General features: G+C 72.0%; 17 protein-coding genes. 4 read left to right on the forward strand and 13 right to left on the reverse strand.

The features are described from left to right. Nucleotides 1-345: 345 nt before the first annotated feature. Entirely contained in the window at nt 346-1761 is a 1416-nt protein-coding gene (locus ACIP94_RS18695; RefSeq protein ID WP_402426361.1) for a transcriptional regulator, read from the reverse strand. 679 nt (nt 1762-2440) lie between these two features. Here ACIP94_RS18695 and ACIP94_RS18700 point away from each other — a divergent pair. Continuing rightward, nucleotides 2441-4234 carry an AMP-dependent synthetase/ligase gene (locus ACIP94_RS18700; RefSeq protein ID WP_402426363.1) on the forward strand — a complete coding sequence of 598 codons (1794 nt, stop codon included), beginning with the start codon at nt 2441-2443 and terminating at the stop codon, nt 4232-4234. Nucleotides 4235-4440: 206 nt separating this feature from the next. Here the strand turns inward: ACIP94_RS18700 and ACIP94_RS18705 are convergent, their stop codons facing one another. The 4 genes from ACIP94_RS18705 to ACIP94_RS18720 all read right to left on the reverse strand — a co-directional run bounded on the left by ACIP94_RS18705 (nt 4441) and on the right by ACIP94_RS18720 (nt 7859). Next, nucleotides 4441-4836: a DUF3566 domain-containing protein gene (locus ACIP94_RS18705; protein ID WP_402426365.1), complete on the reverse strand. Its 396-nt coding sequence runs from the start codon at nt 4834-4836 to the stop codon at nt 4441-4443. A gap of 461 nt (nt 4837-5297) precedes the next feature. Next, a complete protein-coding gene (locus ACIP94_RS18710; protein ID WP_402426367.1) occupies nt 5298-5840 on the reverse strand; it encodes a hypothetical protein in 543 nt (180 codons plus the stop codon). A 137-nt stretch (nt 5841-5977) separates the two neighbouring features. After that, nucleotides 5978-6772, reverse strand: coding sequence for an SDR family NAD(P)-dependent oxidoreductase (locus ACIP94_RS18715; RefSeq protein WP_402426854.1), 795 nt, complete (start codon nt 6770-6772; stop codon nt 5978-5980). Nucleotides 6773-7106: 334 nt separating this feature from the next. Beyond that, nucleotides 7107-7859, reverse strand: coding sequence for an SDR family NAD(P)-dependent oxidoreductase (locus ACIP94_RS18720; protein WP_402426369.1), 753 nt, complete (start codon nt 7857-7859; stop codon nt 7107-7109). A 651-nt stretch (nt 7860-8510) separates the two neighbouring features. Between ACIP94_RS18720 and ACIP94_RS18725 the strand changes: the two genes are divergently transcribed. Next, a complete protein-coding gene (locus tag ACIP94_RS18725; RefSeq protein ID WP_402426371.1) occupies nt 8511-8732 on the forward strand; it encodes a hypothetical protein in 222 nt (73 codons plus the stop codon). 35 nt (nt 8733-8767) lie between these two features. On the opposite strand, the gene ACIP94_RS18730 is transcribed toward ACIP94_RS18725, so the two are convergent. From ACIP94_RS18730 to ACIP94_RS18745, 4 genes are all read right to left on the reverse strand, one after another. Next, on the reverse strand, nt 8768-9262 hold the full coding sequence (locus tag ACIP94_RS18730) for a PaaI family thioesterase (RefSeq protein ID WP_402426373.1): 495 nt from the start codon (nt 9260-9262) through the stop codon (nt 8768-8770). A 155-nt stretch (nt 9263-9417) separates the two neighbouring features. Next, complete coding sequence (locus tag ACIP94_RS18735) at nt 9418-10317, reverse strand: LysR family transcriptional regulator (protein WP_402426375.1); 900 nt, start codon at nt 10315-10317, stop codon at nt 9418-9420. A gap of 156 nt (nt 10318-10473) precedes the next feature. Next, nucleotides 10474-11352, reverse strand: coding sequence for a YegS/Rv2252/BmrU family lipid kinase (locus ACIP94_RS18740; RefSeq protein ID WP_402426377.1), 879 nt, complete (start codon nt 11350-11352; stop codon nt 10474-10476). Nucleotides 11353-11408: 56 nt separating this feature from the next. Next, nucleotides 11409-13004 (reverse strand): FAD-binding oxidoreductase, encoded by a 1596-nt coding sequence (locus ACIP94_RS18745; RefSeq protein ID WP_402426379.1) that lies wholly within the window; start codon nt 13002-13004, stop codon nt 11409-11411. 69 nt (nt 13005-13073) lie between these two features. On the opposite strand from ACIP94_RS18745, the gene ACIP94_RS18750 reads away from it, so the two are divergent. Together ACIP94_RS18750 and ACIP94_RS18755 are read left to right on the forward strand one after the other, a co-directional pair. After that, nucleotides 13074-13673, forward strand: a complete 600-nt coding sequence (locus ACIP94_RS18750; RefSeq protein ID WP_402426381.1) for a TetR/AcrR family transcriptional regulator — start codon at nt 13074-13076, stop codon at nt 13671-13673. Beyond that, on the forward strand, nt 13670-15265 hold the full coding sequence (locus ACIP94_RS18755; RefSeq protein WP_402426383.1) for a glycerol-3-phosphate dehydrogenase/oxidase: 1596 nt from the start codon (nt 13670-13672) through the stop codon (nt 15263-15265). The genes ACIP94_RS18750 and ACIP94_RS18755 overlap by 4 nt, the downstream gene beginning before the upstream one ends. Nucleotides 15266-15345: 80 nt before the next feature. Here ACIP94_RS18755 and ACIP94_RS18760 read toward each other — a convergent pair whose 3' ends face one another. From ACIP94_RS18760 to ACIP94_RS18775, 4 genes are read right to left on the reverse strand one after another with little or no spacing between them, the layout of a single operon-like run. Further along, the gene (locus ACIP94_RS18760; protein WP_402426385.1) at nt 15346-18198 is read right to left on the reverse strand and encodes a hypothetical protein; all 2853 of its coding nucleotides are present in this window, start codon (nt 18196-18198) and stop codon (nt 15346-15348) included. Further along, nucleotides 18195-19307 (reverse strand): AAA family ATPase, encoded by a 1113-nt coding sequence (locus ACIP94_RS18765; protein ID WP_402426387.1) that lies wholly within the window; start codon nt 19305-19307, stop codon nt 18195-18197. Before ACIP94_RS18765 ends, ACIP94_RS18760 begins: the two co-directional genes overlap by 4 nt. Before the next feature lie 48 nt (nt 19308-19355). Then, entirely contained in the window at nt 19356-20873 is a 1518-nt protein-coding gene (locus tag ACIP94_RS18770; protein WP_402426389.1) for a VWA domain-containing protein, read from the reverse strand. Further along, a complete protein-coding gene (locus tag ACIP94_RS18775) occupies nt 20870-22267 on the reverse strand; it encodes a hypothetical protein (protein WP_402426857.1) in 1398 nt (465 codons plus the stop codon). Before ACIP94_RS18775 ends, ACIP94_RS18770 begins: the two co-directional genes overlap by 4 nt. Nucleotides 22268-22302: the final 35 nt, after the last annotated feature.

Below are 22302 nucleotides of genomic sequence, written 5' to 3' on the forward strand. Positions count from 1 at the left end.
GCCCGTGTATACCGGGCCGTCGGGGTCGCCCGGTCGCCCGTGTGTACCGGGCCGTCGGGGTCGCCCGGTCGCCCGTGTATACCGGGCCGTCGGGGTCGCCCGGTCACCCGTGCATACCGGGCCCCCGGGGTCGCCCGGTCACCCGTGTATACCGGGCCGCCTCCCGCCCCCGTCCCCGCGCCGCCCACCCCCGAAAAGCACTCGGCCGCCCAGTGCGTGCCGGGCGGCCGAGTTCCGTGTCACCACGGGCGCCGGGCTCCCGCCCCGCGACCTCCTCGTGGTAGGTGGTGCTGCCTGTCGTGTCCCCGTTCTGCTCCTGCCCTGGCCGGGCCCTCCGATACTCCGTCAGGCGGAGTCGAGGAAACGGGTGACCTCCGGCAGATGCGCGTACGCCCGCAGGGCGAGCCGCACCCGCTCGGACGCCGCCGCCCGCACGCCTCCGAGCAGCGTCGCCGCCCTGGTCGCGGACTCCGCGCCGGCGGTGGCGTCGCCGAGCGCGACCTGGGTCTCGGCCGCGCGCAGCAGGTACATGGCGTGCACGCACGGGGGCAGTTGCAGGTTCGGATGCTGGTGCTCGGACAGGACCGGCTCGAAGTGCTTGATGGCGCGGTCCGGCTGGTTGAGGTCGAGCAGGGACACCGCGTCCATGCAGCTGAGCCACTCCTCGGACCGCAACGGCAGAATCCGGATTCCGCCCGACGAGGCCGCCGTGGTCAGCGCATGGCGGCCCACGGTCAGCGCCCGCCTGCGGCCCAGGTCGTCGCCGCGCTGTGCGTGGACGCGGGCGGACTGCGTCTGGAGGAGCGCCAGCAGGGTCGGGTCCTTCACCTGCACCTGGTTGCAGCGCAGCAGCTTCTTGACCGCCTCGAGCAGTTCGGCGGCCTCCTCGGGCAGGTGCAGATCCAGGTACTGACCGACATGCAGGGTGACGATCGCCGCGGCCGTCTCCGGATCCTTGGCGGCGGTCGCGCACCGCAGCGCCGCGACGTAGTACCGCTGCGCACCGACGTGCTGGCCCTGCAGCCGGGCGATGAAGCCGCACACCGCCAGCCCCTCGGCCGCGAGGATCAGCAGTTCCCGGCCCTTGTACAGGGCCTCGGGAGCGGCCAGGAAATGGTCGGCCAGATGGCGCAGTTCGAGTTCACTGGCGGCCACCAGCCAGCCCGCGGAGAAGCTGGCCGCGAACCGGTGGAGCGTGCGCAGCCGGGTGCAGGCCTCCAGCACGGATTCGGTCTCGCCGGCCAGACCGGGCCCCCGCACCCGGGCTGCTGCCGGGTGGGCGGCATCCGCAGGAGTCGTGCCCATCTCCTCGGCCATGGCGTCGAGCCAGTTCTCCATCAGCGACCTGGCGGCCCAGCCGGTCGCGAGCAGGTACTCCTGCTGGGTCCCCTCACGCCCGGCGATCGCGTCGAGTATCGCTTCGGGGACGGCTGATGTCGTCCACGGTAATTCCAGTTGCCGTGCGTCCCCGTTGGCCAGGTGCAGCCAGTCCGGCCAGTCCAGTCTCAGCACCTCCTCGTGGGGAACCGCGTGGACGTGCGCGATGGCGAGCTGGGCGGTGCGCTCCGGCACGGCACGGCCGGACTCCCAGCGGGAGACCTTCTCGCGCCGCGCGGCCATCTGGCCGAATCCGAGTTCCGCGTGCGTTCTGGCGATCAGGCGCGCGTACTCCGCGTGGGTGAGTCCGGCCCTGGAGCGCAGAACGGCCAGAGGATGGCGGTGGCGGTTCGTCGAAGCTACAGTTCTTGTCTGGCTGTACATTGCGTGGTACCTCTCGGTTGAAGCGTTCTTCGTTCTACCGACGCCTTCGCCGATCGGGCGGTCGCATCGAAGTCGTCGGCGGTGGTACGGAGCACGGGACTCGACTTCACGCAGGGCGGATCGGTGTCGTACGCGGCGCGCGTGAGGGCGCTGGTGAGGGACCGCTCCCGCGCCGAGATCGAACCGAAGCCTTCTCGGAACCGTCACGATTCAGCCGCGGCCACAGCGAGAACCCCGGTCCGACGCCGGCCCAAGCCGGAACCGGTCGAGGCGCTGGAGCGCGGCGTCACCGGGTGGGCCCCGGCCATCGGGGACCGCGGCGCAGTCCCCCGTCCGTCCCCTTGGCACGCACACTCTCCCTCCTCAACCGGCCGGAAAGGCCAGGTTAGTTCGTCATTACCGATCGGTAGAGGGGCCATGCGAACAGACTAGGATCGGGCATGCCCTCCATGACAGAGGAATAGGGCCTTCCTGATCAACCCCCCGGTCAGTGTGAAGCTGAAGACTCCGGAAGGGCCTTCACGAAGTGTGCACGTCCCGCATCTGTACCGTGTCACTTACCGGCTGGTAAGGTCCGCTTACGGCTGGTTCCGTGCGGGCCGTCGCAAACCAGCCCTCGACACGGCCCAGCCGACGCCGCAGCCGACACCGATGTCGACGCCGACAAGGAGCAACAGCCTTGCGCGAGTTCAGCGTTCCGGCCTTATACGACGTTTCCCCGGACGGCAATATGACGCAGGTCGTCGTCCGCAACGCGGCCGAGTTCCCCAACCGGGCCGTGCTCGCCCGCAAGGTGTCCGGACAGTGGCGGGACGTCACCGCGGCCGCCTTCCTCACCGAGGTGCGCACGGTCGCCAAGGGGCTCATCGCCTCCGGAGTCCAGCCCGGGGACCGCGTGGCGCTCATGTCCCGGACCCGCTACGAGTGGACGCTGCTGGACTACGCCATCTGGAGCGCCGGCGCGGTCTCCGTCCCCGTCTACGAGACCTCCTCCGCCGAGCAGGTGGAGTGGGTCCTCGGCGACTCCGGGGCGGTGGCCTGCGTGGTGGAGACCGAGACCCACCAGGCGATCGTGGAGCAGGTACGGGAGCAGGTCCCCCTGCTGAAGAACCTCTGGCAGATCGATGCGGGCGGAGTCGACGAACTCATCGCGCTGGGCAGCGATGTGACGGAGACTCAGGTAGATGAGCGGATGGCGTCGGCCGGTGCGGACTCGCTCGCCACCATCGTCTACACCTCCGGCACCACCGGTCGGCCGAAAGGGTGCATGCTCACCCACCGCAACTTCCTGGCGGAGTGCGGGAACACCATCGCCCGGATGAAGCCCATCTTCGCGGAGGACTCCTCCGTACTGCTCTTCCTGCCCCTCGCACACGTCCTCGGCCGGGTCGTCGAGGTCGGAGCCATGATGGCGCCGGTCAAACTCGGACACGTCAGCGACATCAAGGACATCACCGGAGAGCTCGCCTCCTTCCGGCCCACCTTCCTGCTGGGCGTGCCCCGCGTCTTCGAGAAGGTGTACAACTCGGCGCGCGCACAGGCCCGGTCGAGTGGCAAGGGGAAGATCTTCGACCAGGCCGTGGACACGGCCATCGAGTACAGCAGGGCACTGGAGACCTCGTCCGGGCCGGGCTTCCCGCTGCGGCTGCGGCACAAGCTCTTCGACCGACTGGTCTACGGCAGACTGCGCGCGGTCCTCGGCGGACGCGCCCGTCACGCCATCTCCGGCGGCGCCCCGCTCGGCGAACGCCTCGGCCACTTCTACCGCGGCCTCGGCTTCACCGTGCTCGAAGGCTACGGTCTGGCGGAGTCCTGCGCCGCGACCACGCTCAACCCGTGGGACCGGCAGAAGATCGGCACGGTGGGCCTGCCGCTGCCGTGCAGCTCGGTGCGCATCGCCGAGGACGGCGAGATCCTGCTTCAGGGCGAGCACATCTTCACGGGGTACTGGAACAACGAGGAGGCGACCGCCGCGTCACTCGTCGACGGCTGGTTCCACACGGGCGACATAGGCTCCCTGGACGAGGAGGGCTACCTCCGCATCACCGGCCGGAAGAAGGAGATCATCGTCACCGCGGGCGGCAAGAACGTCGCTCCAGCCGTGATCGAGGACCGGATCCGGGCGCACGCGCTGATCGCCGAGTGCATGGTGGTCGGCGACGGCAAGCCCTTCGTCGGTGCCCTGGTGACCATCGACGAGGAGTTCCTGCCGCGCTGGGCCGAGCAGAACGGCAAGCCCACAGGGGCGTCTCCGGCGGAACTCCGCGACGACCCCGATCTCCTCGCCGAGATCCAGCACGCGGTGGACGACGGCAACGCGGCGGTGTCCAAGGCCGAGTCCGTGCGCAAGTTCCGCATCCTGGACCACCAGTTCACCATGGACTCGGGCCATCTGACGCCGTCCCTGAAGCTGAAGCGCCACGTGGTGCTGCGGGACTTCGCCGACGAGATCGAGGCCCTCTACACCACCTGAGTGGGGCGACGTCCCGTCGCAGGCAAGCGGCGCGAAGGAGCCCTCGGGGAGCGCCCCGAGGGCTTCTTCGCGCGGTCCGGGGACACAGCGGCCACCCGTCTGTCTTCACTCTGAGGCACGAAGCCGTGCGCTCGTGAGGCATAGGGCGGGCCGTCAGGTCCCTACGGTGGGCCGACGGGAATCGCACCATGACCTCGACGTCGCCGTCAGGTCGGCGCTGTCGGCGGGTGCCGATGTCGAGGTGGCCCCGTTCGACGATCCCACTCCTCGGGCTCGGCATCGGGTTCTGCGTCCGGGCCCCCCGGCAGCTCCCGGGCCAGCGTCATCCGGACCCCGCCGATGACGGCCGACGACCAGTTGAAGAGGAAGGCGACCAGCGTCGCCAGCGCGGTGATCAGGGCCACCTCCCCCACCACGACGATAACGGTGAGGCCGAGGGTGGTCTCCCAGCCCAGCGACAGCACCGGTTCCTGGCCCAGCACGCTCAGCATGATCGCGACCACCCCCACGCACCCGATCACGCACAGACCGAGACCCGCCGACACCAGGAAGCTCGTCGTCATCACCGACCAGGGATCGGCCTTGGATATCCGCAGTCGCACCTTGCGCCATCGCGGCACGCGGCCGGTGACCGGTGGCCCCCGTCGGCGCCGCCCGGCGGAGGATGTCCCGGACGTCTCCCGTGCCGTGGACGTCCCGTCGTCGACGGGACCGGCGGCGGCCGGGGAGGTCTCCCGGTCCTGTCGGTCCTGTCGCCCCGATTCCGCGGACTGCCCCGGTGGGCCGTGCTCCGCCGTAGGGGGGCAAGCCGCGTGCTCCGCCGTAGGGGGACAAGCCGCGGTCCCGTCCCCGGCCGTCGGCGCGCCACTGCGACGGCGGCGCTTCCTTTCGTCCGGTCGCCCACAGTCCTCACCGGAGGCATCGCTCCCGGCGGCTTGCCGCTCGGCGGAATCCGTGGGGCGCTCGCCCTGGCTCATGCCATCCTCCTCCTGCCTCACGCAACGGCTCCTCGCGGCAGCGCTGATGTGCCCGGGTGGGACGGGCAGCGGTAGGGTTCAGTCACTCAGCGGTCCGCCCGGACGCCGCCCTTGGTCACGGAGACGAGGTGGCGACCCGTGACTCGGCCGATCTCGTGCCAGAAGGGCCTGGCCGTCAGATACGCACCCAGCACGGACAGCACGCCGAGGGAGACATCGACACTGATCCGGCCCTGCTTGGCCCAGTAGACGTCCTGCAGGTCCAGCAGCAGCGCGAACTCGTCGCAGATCAGCGCCGTCCCGCAGCCGTAGGCGGCCGCCACCGCGGGATGTCCGACGGCCCGCTCGTCCCCGCGTACCGCGATCAGTCCCAGACCGGCGAGTGTGGCGATCCCGAAGTTGTAGTGGTGCAGGTGTTCTCCGCCCGCGGAGAGGTTTCGCCAGGGCAGCCATCCGCCCCGGATGCCATGCGTGATGACCCGTACGGTGGCGAAGGTGACCCCGAAGGACACCCATGTGATCAGCAGCGAACGCTGCACGGGGGTGAGATGACGGTCCGCTGTCTGCCGCCACCGCCGTACGAGAGGCGACCCGGCCGGTCCTCGGCGGCGGTTGGTGGTGGTGCGCATGGTCGACGGCCTCCGATGCCGAACGGGCCCCGCGCACGACGACGCGGCGCCCGGTGCCGTCCCCCACCGAGGTGCGGTACAGACGCTATGTGCCCACCCGTGGTTCCGCATCTCGGGGCGCCGCGCGTGGGTCCGCCTCACGGCAGGATCGAGTCGACGTATCCGCCGTCGACACGCAGCGCGCCCCCGGTGGTGGCCGAGGCCTGGTCGGAGCTGAGATAGACGGCCATATGGGCGATCTCCTCCGGCTCGATCAGCCGCTGGATGAGCGACTGCGGCCGGTGCTCGCGCATGAAGACGCGCTGGGCCTCGTCCCAGGGCAACTCGCGGTCGACGAGTTCGTAGACGAAGTCCTCGACGCCTGCGGTGTGCGTGGGACCCGCGAGGACGCAGTTCACGGTGACGCCGGTGCCCGCGGCCTGTTTGGCGAATCCCCGGCCCACCGCGAGGAGCGCCGTCTTGGACATGCCGTAGTGGATCATCTCGGCGGGGATGACGACGGACGAGTCGCTGGCGATGTACTGGACGCGCCCCCAGCCGCGCTCGCTCATGCCCGGCAGGCACAGGCGGGTCAGCCGCACCGCGGCCAGGACGTTCACCTCGAAGTAGCGCCGCCATTCCTCGTCGGTGATCTCCAGGGCGTCCTTCACGCCGAAGATGCCGAGGTTGTTGATGAGGATGTCGACCTGCGGCAGTGCCTCCACGGCCTGGCGCGCGCCCTCCTCGGTGGTGACGTCCGCGGCGACCGGCACCAACTCGGCTCCGGGCACCTCGCGGGCCAGGCGGGCGACGCTGCCGGCCACGCGCTCGGCGGTACGGCCGTTGACCCCCACGCGGGCTCCGGCCCGGGCAAGTCCGGCGGCGATCGCGGCGCCGATGCCCTGCGTGGAGCCGGTCACCAGGGCGGTACGGCCCTTCAGATCGATCTGCATCTCGTCCACAGCCCTTTCGTGTGCGTGCACTGGTCTGGGTACCCGTGCCGCCGCGCCGGCACGGGACTTCCGAGACCACGCCCCCCGGATGGCCGCTTCGCCCCCGCCCTTCCGAGCCCGGAGCCGACGGATCGCGAGCGTCGCGCCGTGCGTATGTCCGCGTCCGTCGGGCGAGCCTCAGTGCCCTCGGCCCCGTTGCGGCGCGCCACCCCACTCACCGAGCCGGATGCCGGACGCCCGGGCCGTGGTGCCCAGGCGTCCGGCCCCGGTGCCCCGTACCTGCCAGGGGTCCGGGCCGTGGATGTGCCACCGGTGTGTACGGCCCTCGATGAGATCAGACCGCGGTCCGGCCGCCGTCGACGGGAAGCGCGGCGCCGTGCACGAAGCCGGCGGCGTCGCTCGCGAGGTAGACGATGCTCGCGGCGATCTCTTCGGGGGAGGCCGGCCGTCCGGCCGGGGCCTGTGCGGCAAGGTCATCCAGTGCCTCGCCCAGCACGTCGGTCCCCTCGGTCCGCGTGGGACCGACGACAACCGCGTTGACACGGACCCCGCGGGGCCCGTACTCGGCGGCCCACGACTTGGTCAGCAGATTGACCGCGGCCTTGCTGGAGCCGTACAGCGCCATGCCGGACACGCCGTACTCGGACACCATGGTGCTCACGTTGACGATCGCGCCCTTGCCGCGCTCCGCCATGGCCGGTGCCAGCTCGGCGACAAGGAAGAACTTCGCCTTCACGTTCAGCGCGTAGACGGAGTCGAACTCCTCCTCGGTGACCTGGTCCGTGGGCTTGAAGGGGTACACGCCCGCGTTGTTGACCAGGATGTCCACCCGGCCGCCGCCCAACTCGGTGGCCCGGCGGGCCAGTTGCCGCGCCCCCTCGGCGCTTCCCAGGTCGGCGGCGACGAAGTCCCCCTTGCCGCCGCGCTCCCGGATGCCGGCGACGACGGCCTCACCGCGCGCCCGGTCGCGCCCGGCCACCAGCACATGGGCGCCCTGCTCGGCCAGCGCGACCGCGGTCGCGGCCCCGATTCCGCTGGTCGCACCGGTCACCAGCGCAACGTTTCCGTTCAGGGACAGTGAAGTCATGGCTGTGCCTTTCATGTTTCGGCTCCTCGAGTCAGCAACCGAGTGCTGGGACGGCAGCAGTGCCGTCCTGTCGAACGGGAGGCCGTCGCCGTCCACGGCGTCCCGTGGACCGCCTCCACGGCGGTGGGCGCGGCCTCGTCCTCGTGGCTCGGTCCCGGCGTGCGGGACGGCCCCTCAGGTCGATGGGCCCATGCCACCACACGCCCTGCTCAGAGGGCCACCTTCGGCCACAGGCAGCCCTTATGGCCGCCCTCGGCCACGGTTCTGGCTGGTGGGATGCCCCGCGGTCCGCGGACATGTCGGCTGTTTCCGTACGGCCGTCACGTCGTAGCGGGTCGTAGCGGAGGCAGAGGCCTTCTGTGGCGGCCGTCCGTACCCGACCACGTCACCGCCCCGGTGACTCCGCGCGGTCCGAGCAGGGGCGGCCCTGACCGTCTCCCCCCGGCCTCCCGAGATCCGAGGCCGGACGGCACGGCACGGCCAGCCGGGGCGAAGGAGGAACCATGACACAAGCCGTCACCCCCGACACGACAGCTCTCGACTCCTGGCTGTCGGCGCTGCGCGGCAGTTCCGCACGCCTGGCCACCGTGGTCGAGGGCCTTACCGACGAGGGACGCGCACACGCTGAGCCGGCTCGCCCCCGGCCGCATCGTGGTGCGGCTCAGCGACCGGCCGCGCACCCTGTGCCTGCTGCTGGGGTCCGAGCTGCGCATCCATCCGTGCGAGCCCGCCGAGCCGACCGGCACCCTCTCCGGTTCCGCGGAGGCGGTACTGCGCCTGGTCTACGGCCGCAACCGCCCCGCGGAGGACGGCGTCGCCGCGACCGGCGCGGTCACGCTGCCGGACCTGCGCTCGCTCTTCCCCGGGTACTGAGCGAGGGTGTGTGGCGCGCGTGGCAGCACCGTCCCTCAGGCACCGGGCGTCGGGAACAGGACGCAGCTGCTGGTCGCATGGGCGAGCAGCCGGTCCGCGCTGTCGAGCAGCTGGGCCTGGGCGAGGGCGGTGCGCCGGCCGCTGCTGAGCACGGTGCCCACGGCCCGTACCTCACCCGTGTCCACGGTGACCGGCCGCAGGAACTTCACCGTCAGGTCCAGTGAGGTGTACGCCATACCCTGGGGCAGGGTGGAGTGGACGGCGCATCCGGCCGCGGAGTCGAGGAGGGTCGCGTAGACGCCGCCGTGCACGCTGCCGATCGGGTTGTAGTGCTCCTCACCCGGGACCAGCGAGAAGACCACGCGGCCCTGGTCCACCTCGGAGAGCACCAGGCCCAGCGTCGCGATGACGGGTGGGGCCGGCAGGCGCCCGGCGAGCAGCTCGTACAGGAACTCGAGCCCGGACATGCGTCCCGCGGCTGCCGCGGTGACCGCGGGGTCGTCCCATTCGTAGGTGCGTGATCTCCCCATGCCCGCGGCCTCCTCGTCTGACGGCGCCAGGCGAAGCTAGCTGGCCCGATAGCTGACCGTCAACGACGAAAGTCAGCGGTCCCGTCCTCCAGGGGAGGGGCCGGTCCGGGATGAGGGACTGTGCCCCGCTCTCCCGGCCCGCCGGCGGCCGCGGATCAGTCGCCGGGCGGCTGTTCGAAGGCGGCGATGAGGCGGCCCAGGTCCTGCCGTCGTGAATCGGCCGGCCATACCGCCCATGTCCGGCGGATGAGCGGGTGGCCGGTCAGGGGCGACCATGCCACGCCGTCGGGAATGGGCTGCGCCCAGTCCGGCGGCGCCAGCGCGAAGGCCCGGCCGGCGCTGACGGCCGCGAGTTTCACCTCCGCGATCAGCCGCTGGCCCTCGGGCGCCTGCGCCCCCGGATCAAGGCCGTGGCTGCGCAGGATCGCGGTCAGCTCGTCATACCAGGCGGGGCTGTCCGAACGAGGGAAGGCCACCCACTCCAGACCGGCCAGCGCGTCCAGCGCGATCCCCTCCGCCGTGGCCAGCTCCGCCGCCTGCTCCGTGGCCAGCAGCACGCCCAGCCGCTCCCGGTTGACCAGCATCGCGTCGAATTCCCGCCCGGCCGGACGTTCCCGCAGCAGTCCGACGTCGAGTTCACCGGCGTGCAGCGCTGCCAGCTGCTCCGAGGTGGACAGATGCCGGGCCTGCACCCGGGTGTCGGGACAGGCCTCGGCGAGTTCCGTGAGCGCGGGGCTCAAAAGGCGCGACGGGAACTCCAGAGGGATCCCGATCCGCAGGACACCGCCTCCCCCTCCGGTGTACCGGGCGAGTGTCCGCAACGCCTGATCGTGCCGCGCGAGCACGGCCCGCGCCTCGCCGAGCAGGGCGGCGCCCGCGTCGGTGGGCCGTACCCCGGTGCTGCTGCGGACCAGCAGCTTCACCCTGAGCTGACGTTCCAGGCCACTGACCGTCTGGGACAGCGCCGGCTGGCTGATGTGCAGCCGGCGCGCCGCGGCCGAGAAACCCCCCTCTTCGACCACCGTGACAAAGGCATGCAGCTCCCGCAGTTCCATGGGCCCATCGCACCACGGGGGGAACGTCCGGGCCACGGTCGCCCAGAGGCATGCCTTATGGGGCCCATGGCCGGAACGGATGGCCGGAGCCGGGAGGGGCGGCGAGGAGGGGGCAGGTGCGGCACGCCGTGGCGGTCGCCGATTCGGCGCCTTCCGCTAGCACAGCACGTTGAGCGCTCCCGGCAGCACCCGGGCCGTGACGGGGAGGACGGCGTCGACCTCCCCGTCGGTGCCGTAGGGAACACCCCGGTCGGCCTCGATACGGACCTCTCTGCCCCGCACGATCCGCACTTCCCGCCGGTGGACGTGCGCTCCCGACTTCAGCTCGTTCATCAGGGTGAAGAAGAGCCGGCGCGGCGCCTCGCGGATCAACACCACGTCGAGCAGCCCGTCGTCGACGCGGGCATCGGGGGCGATGATGCGGCCGGAACCGTAGTAGGCGGAGTTGGCGGCTACGACGGTGTAGCCGCGGTGCGCCAGCTCCTCGCCGTCGACGGTGACCCGGTAGGCGGCCGGGCGCCAGGTGGCGACGGCCCGCAGTCCGCCCGCGTAGTAGGAGGCGGCGCCCTTCAGGAGGGTGGAGCGGTTGGCGTGGCGGTTGGCGAGCGCGTCGACGCCCGCGTACACGCTGCCGAGAGCGACGCTACGGCCGTGGGCGGACTCCACTTCGATGGTGTCGACGGAACGGGGGGCGTGGCCAAGCAGCACGCGGGCCAGTGCGTCCGGCTCGGTGGGCAGGCCGAGCGCGCGGGCGAAATCGTTGCCGCGGCCGGCCGGGATCAGGCCGAAAAGGGTGTCGGTGCCGCTGAGGGCCCCGCCGATACCGCCGACGATGCCGTCACCGCCGACGGCCAGGACGACCCGTTGCCGCGCCCCGGCCTGCCGGGCGAGGTCCTGGGCGTGGGGCAGGCTGCGGCTGTACTCGGTCTGCAGCTCGGCCCCGGCCTCCCGCAGCAGCCGGGCCACCTGGAGCAGCACCGCGACCCCGGCGGATCCGCCGGCGGCGGGGTTGACGATAGCGGTGAACTGTCGCATCGGTGTGCCTCCGAGGGCGCCTGACGGGTCGTGGACGAAGCGAGGGTGCTGAGGGATCAGTCGGTGGGCAGGAGGACGCCGGGGTTGAGCAGACCGGTGGGGTCCAGTCGCCGCTTGACGGCCTGGAGGGCACCGATGCCGAGGGGCCCGGCCTCCCGGACGTACCAGTCGCGGTGATCGGTGCCCACGCCGTGGTGGTGGCTGATCGTGCCGCCCGCCGCCAGGATCGCCTCGTTGGCGGCGTGTTTGGCGGGCGCCCAGTGTGCCACGGGATCGTCGCCCTGCGCGGAGACCACGGTGAAGTACAGGGAGGCGCCGTTCTCGTAGACATGGGAGATGTGGCACATCAGCAGGGGCGGGGTGCCCGCGTCGGTGAGGGTGGTGGTGAGCGCGTTGCGGACGGAGGCGTACAGCTCGGGCAGCCGGGACCAGAACGCGGCGGTCTCCAGCGTCTCGGCGAACGCTCCTGCGTCCAGCAGCGCGTCCCGCAGATAGGGCGCCGAATAGCGGCCGTGGGCCCAGCGCTCTCCCGGCTCCTGGCCCAGGAAGGTGCCGCCGCAGTCACGCAGGACGGCCGCGGCCCGTTCCCGGCGGTGTGCGGTGTCCTCCTCGGTGCCCTCGTAGCCGGCGATCGCCAGGCATCCGGCGGCCTGCGGCAGGCCGGAGGAGCCGATGGCGTCGGGCTGGGCGAGGCCGATGAGCGTCTCGGTCTCGTCCGACAGGCGCAGCACGGTCGGCCGCGGCCCGTCCTGGGCGAGGCGCCGCAGGGCGGCGGCGCCCTCCTCGAAGGAGTCGAAGCGCCATCCCTCGTAGACGCGGGTCTGGGGGATGGGGCGGATGCGCACGGTCACCGAGGTGATGACGCCGAACGCCCCCTCGGAGCCGAGGACGAGCTGCCGCAGGTCGGGTCCGGCTGCGGAACGCGGGGCGCGGCCCACCTCCAGGGTGCCCGCGGGGGTGGCGAGGGTGAGGCCGAGCACCATCTCGTCGAAGCGCCCGTACCCGGCGGACGCCTGCCCGCTGGAGCGTGCGGCGGCGAATCCGCCGATGGTGGCCCACTCGTAGGACTGGGGGAAGTGGCCGAGGGTGAAGCCGTGGTCGCCCAGGAGCGCTTCCGCATGCGGGGCCCGCAGGCCGGGTTGCAGGGTGGCGGTACGGGAGACCGGGTCGAGATCGAGCAGGCCGTTCAGGCGGCGCAGGTCCAGAGCCACGAAGGGGCGTCGCCGCTCGGGGGCGAGCCCGCCCACGACGGAGGTGCCGCCACCGAACGGGACGAGGGTCAGGTCGTGGTCGGCGCAGACGCGCAGCACGGCGAGGACCTCGTCATGGCCGGCGGGGAGCACCACGGCCGCGGGGAGGTCGCTCATGTCGCCCTCGCGGATGCGGAGCAGATCCGGGGTGGACTTGCCGCGGGTGTGCCGGATGCGGGACTCGGCGTCGGTGCGCAGATGCTCCTCGGCGCCGACGACGGCGAGCAGGTCCCGGTGTGCGGCGGGATCCAGCGGCGACTCGGGCACGGCGATGTCGTCCAGGGCGACCGGCTCGGCACCGCGCGGCTTCACCCCGAGCAGATCGCGCAGCAGCCCGATCACCGTGTCGGGCAGCGGTGTAGCCCGGGCCGGGTCGCCCCAGCCGCTCCACAGCATGTCCATGGTGCTTGTCCTTACCGGTCGTCAGATCGCCGTCTCCTGCACGCCACAGGGGGCGTTACACTGTTACACATGACGCCTATTCGTCACAACGCTTCGGACAACGATCCGGTGCTCGACGCGGTCCGCGACTGTGTCCTGGCCGTCGGAGTCCGGCGCACCACCCTGACCGACGTGGCCCGCCGTGCGGGCGTCTCCCGGATGACGCTGTACCGCCGCTGGCCCGATGTGCGGTCACTGGTCGGCGACTTGATGACCCGGGAGTGGATCGAGGCGGCCACCGGCGCGATGCCCGAGCGGAGCCGGGTTCCGGACGCACGCACCCTGATCGTGGACGGGCTGGTGGAGGGCGTGGACGCCTTCCGCCGCCATCCGCTCTTCCGCAAGATCATCGACGTGGATCCCGAACTCCTTCTCCCCTATGTTCTCGACCGGCGCGGAGCGAGCCAGGACGCCCTCCTGGAACTGCTGGCCGGCGCCCTCGAGGAAGGCCACGCGGACGGGTCGGTACGCCCCGGTCACCCTCGACGGCAGGCGAGATCCCTCCTCCTGATCGCCCAGTCCTTCACCCTGTCGCTGCGCACCATGGCCGAGGAGGAGGACGCCGAGTTGGGCACCGAGGCCTTCTACGGAGAACTGCGGACCATCCTCGAGAGGACCCTCACACCATGAGTTCCAGCAGCAACCCGGCCTCCTCGGGGCAGCCCGCTGCGGGCACGTCCCTGACCGCCGCCCGCCGTCTGCGGGAACTGGACGAGAGCATCGACGGCCCGCCCGTGGACGTCCTGGTGGTCGGTCTCGGTGCGACCGGCGCGGGCGTCGCCCTGGACGCTGCCGCACGCGGTCTGACGGTCGCCGCCATCGACGCCCATGACCTGGCCTTCGGCACCTCGCGCTGGAGTTCCAAGCTCATTCACGGCGGACTGCGCTACCTCGCCTCCGCACAGTTCGACGTCGCCCACGAGAGCGCACGTGAACGCGGCATCCTGATGGAGCGCACCGCCCCCCATCTGGTGCGCGCGCAGCCCTTCGTGCTGCCGCTCACCCCGCTGGTCTCCCGCGCTCAGGCGGGCCTGGCCTGGGCCGGCTTCCGGGCCGGCGACTCGCTGCGGCTGGCCGCACGCACGGCCCGGGCGACACTGCCCGCGCCGCGCAGGCTGTCCGCGGCGGAGACACGCCATCTGGCTCCCGCGCTGCGCGCTGCGGGGTTGCGCGGCGGACTGCTGTCCTGGGACGGCCGCGTCACCGACGACGCCCGCCTGGTCACGGCGGTCGCGCGCACGGCCGCGGCGCGGGGCGCGCGGATCCTGACGCGCGTACGAGCGCTGGAACTCACCTCGTCCGGAGCCCGGATACGCGACGAACTCACCGGCCGCGAGGGCGAGATCCACGCCCGCGCGGTGATCAACGCGTCCGGCGTCTGGGCGGGCAGCCTGGTCGAAGGGGTCCGGATCAGGCCCTCGCGCGGCACCCATCTCGTGCTGCGCGCCGATCACCTCGGCTTCCTGCCCGCCGGCCTGCACATCCCGATCCCCGGCGAGACCAACCGCTTCGTCCTCGTGCTGCCCCAGGGCGACGGCCGGGTCTACGTCGGACTCACCGACGAGCCCGTGGACGATGTCCCGGAGGTGCCCTCCGTACCCGAGACCGACATCGGCTTCCTGCTCGACGTGCTCGGCTCCGCCCTGGACATCCCGGTCCACCGCGACGATGTGGTGGGCGCCTTCGCCGGACTGCGCCCCCTGCTCGACACCACACCGGCCGGGGGTTCCGGCGCGACACCGGGCACCGCCGACATCTCCCGCAAGCACGCCGTCCTCACCTCCCCGGAGGGCGTGGTCACCGTGGTCGGCGGCAAGCTCACCACCTATCGGCGCATGGCCGAGGACGCCGTCGACGCCGTGATCGCCGCGCACCGGCTGCCCGCGGTGCCCTCCCCCACCGCCGGCCTTCCGCTGGTGGGCGCCGCGCCGTCCCACGTACTCGGCGCCCTCCGCGCTCCCCGCCGGCTGATCCATCGCTACGGCACCGAGGCACCGGCCGTGCACGCCCTGGCCACGAGCGACCCCCGGCTGGCCGAACCGGTCCTGGAGGGCCATCCGGTCACCCGCGCCGAACTGCTGTGGGCCGTACGGCACGAGGGAGCACTCGACGCGGCCGACCTGCTGGACCGCCGCACCCGTATCGGACTGGTTCCCGACGACCGCGCCACCGCACTCGAGGCCGCGCAGGAGGTCCTCGGCGAGCATCTGCCCGGCCACTGACGCGGCGCCCGGTCCGCCGGCCGGAGGGGGTGAACGGCGTGGCGCGGGCACGCTCCGCCGAGGGCACCGCCCCGCCGCCGTCAGAAGGAGTTGGCCGGCAACTCCTCCAGCGCGACCGCCGTATCGGGGTGGCGGACGAGCAACTCCGCGCCGGCCGGTCCCGGGGCCGCCGGCTCCCAGGGCTCGTCGCAGCCCAGCATGCCCGCCACCGCGTCGCAGGTGGCCGGGTGGGCCACGAGCAACGCGACGCCACGGCCGTCCCCGGCGCGCCCGGCCGGCGAAGCTGCCGGCGGACCCGGCTCGGCCCGCCACGGTGGGACCCACGCATCCAGCGCCGCCAGCCGCCCGGGGAAGATCCGCCCGGCCTCCCGGATCAGCAGCGGAGCCAGCTCGGCTCCGTCGGACCGCAATGTCGTGATCAACGTCGGCAGCCAGGGCAACAACACCGAATCCGGCAGCCGGGCGAACGCGTTCGACACGGCCTCCACGACGAAGTCGGCAAGCTGCGGGACCGGCTCCAGCGCGTGCAGCAGTCCCCTGAGATACCGCGGATAGGCCGGGACGACCAGGGGGTTGTCCAGCAGGTCGTCGCACCGGGCCCGCAGGTCCGCCCGGGAGAGATGTCCCAGCTGCACCTGGGCCGCCCACAACAGGGCCGTCTTGGCCGGCTCCTGCGGATGGGACTGCGCGACCGCCAGCTCCAGCTGGGCGCGGTCGCAGCCCAGTGACAGGGCCAGGCTCTCCATGCCGAACAGGAAGCCCATCGTCGCCGCGACCTGGCGGACTGTCGCGTCGTCATCGGTGAACGCCGTCGGCAGCAGGGTGCAGTAATGGGCGTAGCCGGCCTTGACGAAGGACTCGATCCACGCGGGAAGCACCGGTTCGCTGGTCCGGTAGTAGGCCAGCAGCCGCCGCACCCGGCGCAGCACCTCCGGCGCGCCGTCGACGCCGCGTTCGCTCGACAGCACCTCCAGGGCCCGTGTGCCCAGTTCGTCGGCCAGGCGGCGGCTGCGCAGGTACAGCGTCGCGTCCTCCACGGTCTCCAGCACGGCAGCCGCGGTGGCGTGGGGCCCGTACGCCGTGCGCCGCAGACGCTGCTCCAGGACCTGCTCGATGCTGACGCCCTCGTAGCCGAGTTCGATGAGCGCCCGCTGGTGGGTCCCGAGCGCCAGGTCCCAGGACTCCTGGATGGGCCGCTCGCCGAGCCGCCGCTCGCCCATGATCGGCCGGGCGGCGCCCTGGGGCAACAGACGGCGGAGCATCCACAGCACGTCGGAGCACTGCTCCAGTTCCGGCCGCGAGGCGATGTCCAGGAGCGCCCGCTGCACACCGCGCTGCCCCAGCTTCATGTCGAGCGGAGCGAGCCGGTCGTGCACATCGCGGGCCAGGGGTGGCAGGGAGTCGTAGCCGACCTGGCCGGTCCGGTCGCCGCCCATCATGATCTCCACCAGGCGGCGCACATCGCGCCGGCCCGGCACGGCGTCCTTCTCGATGCAGGTGACCGCCGCGTCCTGGAAGTCGTACGGCGTGGGCCTGGCCCGGTCGCGCATCCCGGCCAGCAGGATCGAGGTCTCGAACACCGCGATGGCGTCGGCGGTGGAGGCGAGATAGCCGTTGCGGCGCGCGGCGCGCACGATCTCCACCGACCAGCCGAGCAGTTCGGCCTCGTCCAGCCGGTCGAGCACCGGCGGCCGCCGGAGGAACCCGGACAGCTTGTCCGAGCCCGCGCCCGTCGGATCGGGGGCGCCCCCTGCCGCGCTCGTCCCGGTCGCCGTGGTCGTCGCCGTCTTCCCGATCGCGGTGGCCTTCCTGGCTGCCGCGGTCCTCTTCGCGCCCGCCTGTCCGTCCAGGCGGAACGGCCGTACCCCCGTGCGCTTGAGGTTCTTCCTCCATACGGTGGCGGCGATCGACACCGAACCGCCCGCCAGACCGAACTGCGCCTCGATCGCCGCGTGGCTGGACGGGATCAGGCCGTGCTGCCACTTGGTGGCGCTGGGCGGGCTGATCTCGAAGGTGTCGGCGCCGTGGACCCCGAACTCCGCCACGCGGCTGGCCGCGTGGAAGGCGCCGCACACATAGAGACAGTCCCCGGGCTCGGTCCCGGTCGCCGCCAGGTGCTCGCGCATCCTCGTCCACATATGGCGCTCGCGATCCTCGTCGACGCGCACCCGTCGCGGATCCCCGGGCGCGAGCCGCCGGAACAGGCTGCCGATCAGAAGCATGACCTGCCGGTAGGTGTCATGGTCGCAGTCGCCGAGCGGCAGCTCGACATACTGGTGCCACCATTCCGACCAATGCCTCACCCGGCCGTGGCGCAGCAGGTGTTCCTCCAACTCGGCGAAGCGCGGACGGAGATCGCCGATCTCCACGCCGACCGCGTCACCGTGCAGCGCGGCCTCCTCCTCCGCCGGCGGAGCATCGCTGTCGGCCGGCTCGGCCGGGGCCGTGTCGCGCGGCTCCCACTGGAACACATGGTCCGAGGAGCGGTCCACGAGCACCAGCTCGACACCCGGCGTGTCCAGCGCGTAGGCGATCGCCTGGTACTCGGCCGACGCCTCGGTGATCGGCGCGACCACCGACAGCGGCGCCCAGTCGGCCGGGAAGCCCTCCACCTCGGTCGCGAACGCCTGCACCGCGACCGGGAGCCGGCAGTTGCGCAGTTCGGTCAGCAGCGGTGCCATGTCCTCGCACAGCTCCAGATACACCACCTTCGGCTGCTTCTCCCGCAGTCGCCGCGCCATGGCGGTCGCCGAGGCCGGCGAGTGGTGGCAGACCGGGAAGATCTCCAGTGGTTCCCGCACGGCTCGGTCGACGTCGTCGACGATGCCGAGCAGGATGCCCTCCAGGGCGTCCGGCCCGTCCGCGAGCGCCGCCGCGGCCTGCTGCAGTTGCGTGCGCAGCGCGCCGAACGTTCCCTCCCCCGCGCCGCTCATGACAGGGTGGCAATCGTGTCGCGGCCACCCTCGAGGAACTCCGGCCAGGATCCCCCCTCTTCCTTGCTGCGCGGCTCGACGACTCCGTGCAGATACTTGTTGAGGATGGCGAGGTCCTCCGGCTCGCGGCGGGCCAGCGATCCCACCAGCGAGGAGGCGAGCGTGCGGGCGGTCAGGGCGCGCTCGCCGAAGAAGTTGCTGTGCAGGATGGCGTCCTCGAGGACACCGATCTGTTCGGCCGTGGACAGCGCGGACTCCAGCCTCTCGTCGTCGCCGGCGGCCGCGGCGGCCGAGGCCCTCAGGTCGGCGAAGCTCTGCAGCAGCACGTCGAGCAGCGTCGGCGGGACGTCCAGCTCGATGCTGTGGCGGCGCAGCAGCTCCTCGGTGCGGAAACGGACGATCTCCGCCTCGCTCTTCTTGTTCGTCACCACCGGGATGCGTACGAAGTTGAAGCGGCGCTTGAGCGCCGAGGACAGGTCGTTGACTCCCCGGTCCCGGCTGTTGGCGGTGGCGATGACGGAGAAGCCGGGCTTGGCGAAGACGATGTTGTCGCTGTCCAGCTCGGGGACCGAGATGTACTTCTCCGACAGGATCGAGATCAGTGCGTCCTGAACGTCGCTGGTGGAGCGGGTGAGTTCCTCGAAGCGGCCGATAGCACCGGTTTCCATCGCGGTCATGATCGGCGAGGGGATCATCGACTGCCGCGACTGGCCCTTGGCGATCACCATGGACACGTTCCAGGAGTACTTGATGTGGTCCTCGGTGGTGCCGGCCGTACCCTGCACCACCAGGGTGGAGTTGCGGCAGATCGCGGCGGACAGCAGTTCGGCCAGCCAGCTCTTGCCGGTGCCGGGGTCGCCGATGAGCAGCAGGCCGCGGTCGGAGGCCAGGGTGACGATGGAGCGCTCGACGAAGCTGCGGTCACCGAACCACTTCTGTGCTATCTCCCGGTCGAGACCGTCGGCGCGCTCGGAGCCCAGGATGAACAGACGGACCATCTTCGGGGACAGACGCCAGGCGAAGGGCTTGGGGCCGTCGTCGATGGACTCCAGCCAGTCCAGTTCCTCGGCGTACTTGATCTCGGCGGGGGCGCGCAACAGGTCGGACACGTCAGGGCCTTTCACGGTGAATGACTGAACGGGCAAGGGGGCGAACGGCTAGGCGAGAAACGTCTTGAGTTCCTGGACGAGCTTGCGGATATGGCCGGAGATCACCGGTGTGCCGAGGTCCTTGAGGCGCTCCCGGAACCACGGGTTGACGCTGCCGCGGCCGGAGCTGGTCACCGAGCCGACCGGGATGAACTTGACCCCGGAGCGGTGCAGGGCGGACATACTCTCGAACAGTTGCTCGGTGCGCCATTCGTAGAAGTCGGATATCCAGACGACCACGGTGTTGCGGGGCTCGGCGACCTTCGGCTGGGCCAGTGCCATGGCGACCGTGCCGTCGGTGCCGCCGCCCAGCTTGGTGCGCAGCAGGGTCTCGAAGGGGTCGTGCACCCACGGCGTCAGATCGAGCGCCTGGGTGTCGTACGCGATGAGGTGGACGTCCACCTTCGGCAGGCCGGCGAAGATCGACGCCAGGATGGTGCAGTTGACCATCGAGTCGACCATCGAGCCCGACTGGTCCACGACGACGATCAACCGCTGAGGCGTGGTCTTGCGGGCGGTGTGGCGGTAGTAGAGGCGGTCGACGTAGAGCCGCTCCTCCTCCGGGCTCCAGTTGGTGAGGTTCTTCCAGATCGTGCGGTCGAGGTCGAGGTTGCGGAAGACGCGCTTGGGCGGCACCGAACGGTCCAGGGCGCCGACCGTGGCCTTCTCCACCTGGGTGCGCAGGACCTCCGCGACCTCGTCGACGAAGCGGCGGATCAGGGCCTTGGCGTTGGCCAGGGCGACGCCGGAGAGGTTGTTCTTGTCGCGCAGCAGCTGCTCGATCAGCGACATGCTCGGGGTCAGCCGGGCGGCGAGCTGCGGATCCGCGAGCACCTCGCGCAGATGCATCCTCTTGACGAGGTCGGCCTCGATGGAGCCGAGTTCGGGGCCGATCGCCGGGATCAGCCGGCTGAGGTCGGGGGTCGTACCGCGGCCGCCGGTGCCGGTGGGACTGACGCCCGGGCCCCCTGCGCCGCCTCCGGCCTGGCGGCCGCCGCGCAGGTCGCCCGGCTTGCAGCCGAGTGCGCGCTCCAGCCAGCCCGCGTCGGACTGCCAGCGCGACAGCTGTGCGGCGGTGACGGTGCCGGAACCCGCGGCGAAAACGTTGAGCAGCACCTTCGACACCAGCGCCGCACGCCGCACCTCGGCCGCCCGGTCGCGCGCGCCGTCGTCGTCGGGCTCGGGGACCATGAGTCCCTCGAACTCGGCGGCCAGCTCCGGATGGCGCTGCACGATCGAGTCGACGGAGGTCCCCGGGTCGAGCAGCGCGGGCGGCAGGCCGATGTCCTCGACGACGGCGAGACTCGCCGATTCGAGCGCGGCCTGCTCCTCGTGGTCGAAGAGGCGGGCGAGGAGGCGCCAGTACAGCACCTGGCGACGGCTCTCATGGCCGGCTGGTCCGCTCGTCTGCCCGGCCGATGGGCCAGTCGCCTGCCCGGCCGATGGGCCAGTCGCCTGCCCGGCCGATGGGCCAGTCGCCTGCCCGGCCGTTGGATCGCTCGCTTGCCCGGTCATGTGGTCGGTCATTTCCGCAGCAGCCTTCCCGCGCGCTCCCGCAGCGCGGCGACGGCATCGGTGGCGGCCTTCTCGGCCTTGACGCCGGCCTTGTCGGCCGTACCCCCGGCCCACGCCCCGGCGTGCACCGCCACCGCCTTCTTCCGCACGGTCGTCTCGACGGCGAGCGGCTGCACGCTGAACGCACCGTCATCCCAGCGCAGCAGGCCTATGCAGGCGCTCGACGCCGCCACGGCCTCGGGGCCGAGCGGCCCGGCACCCGGCGCGCGGTCGGCGTCGACGGCGAGCCGTCGACCGGCGACCTCGAACGTCAAGGCGTCGTCGTCCTGGTGGACGGTGTAGCCCTCCAGCAAGACGGGTTCGGCGATACGCGCCGGGTGCCGGTCCAGCGGCGCGCTGGGCGCGGCGGTCGCCGCGGGCAGGGCGACCCGGGCGGCGGTGAAGGCGTCCGCGGGCTCACCCGGACGCCCGTGCTCATCACTCCAGATCAGGTCGCCCTCGGCGGTGATCGGCATGTCCACGAGGTCCATGGAGCGGCCCTCACCGAGGGCGGCCAGCAGCGACATGTGGGGGCGCATCAGCTGCCAGACGCCGGCTCCGAGGACCGTGTCCGGCTTCGGCACCGAGACACTGGCACGCACCAGACGGGGCGCGGTGCCGTCGGCGGGTTCGAAGACCGCGTGGACCTGGGCCTGCGCGGCGGTCGCGTGTTCGTGCACATCGACGCCGAGGGGCAGCAGACGTCCGGTGGCCGTGCCGGCCGTCGGTGTGCCGGCGGCCCGGGGCAGCGTCAGGAGCAGCGCACGCGACCACAGGTCGGCCCAGCGGCGTACGGGAATCCGTTCGAGGCAGGCTCCCGGGCAGGAGGCGGCCAGTTCGGCGGCGAAGCCGTCCAGGAGGGTCCCCAGGCGGCGCAGTGCCGGGTCCGGAAGCATCGCGGAGACGATCTGTGCCGCCCCGGAGACGATGTCGTGGTCGATGCCCTGCCATCCGGCGCGCGCCAGATCGGACAGCCAGGAGCGAGCGGCGGCCGGCAGGTTCGCCGCCGGCTGCGCAGCGGACCCCGGGACCGCCTCGGCCTCGGCGGGGCCCCGGCCGGTCGTCTCCTCGACACGCTCCATGAGAGCGTCGTGCACGGCCCCGAGCAGTGCGGTGCGGGCGGCGGCGAGGGCGACGAAGTCGTCCTCGCTCGCGGCTCCGGCGGCGGCCTTCCCCGCCGCCTCGGCCGTCCTGGAGGCCAGTGGTGTCCCCACGACGGCCTGCGCGAGTTCGCCGAGGCCCGCGGTCTGGCCGGGGTGCGGACGCAGCAGTCCGCCGACGAGGGCCCGGTCGAAGGCGTCGACGGCCGTCAGGGCTTCGTCCAGTCCGGGGATCGGTTCGGCGAGCAGACCGGCCCGCTCCCCCACGCTCGCACTCGAAGCCTGCTCGCGCGTGGGTGTCT

Origin of the sequence: Streptomyces sp. NPDC093261 (assembly GCF_044753645.1) — a bacterium.
GTDB lineage: Bacteria > Actinomycetota > Actinomycetes > Streptomycetales > Streptomycetaceae > Streptomyces.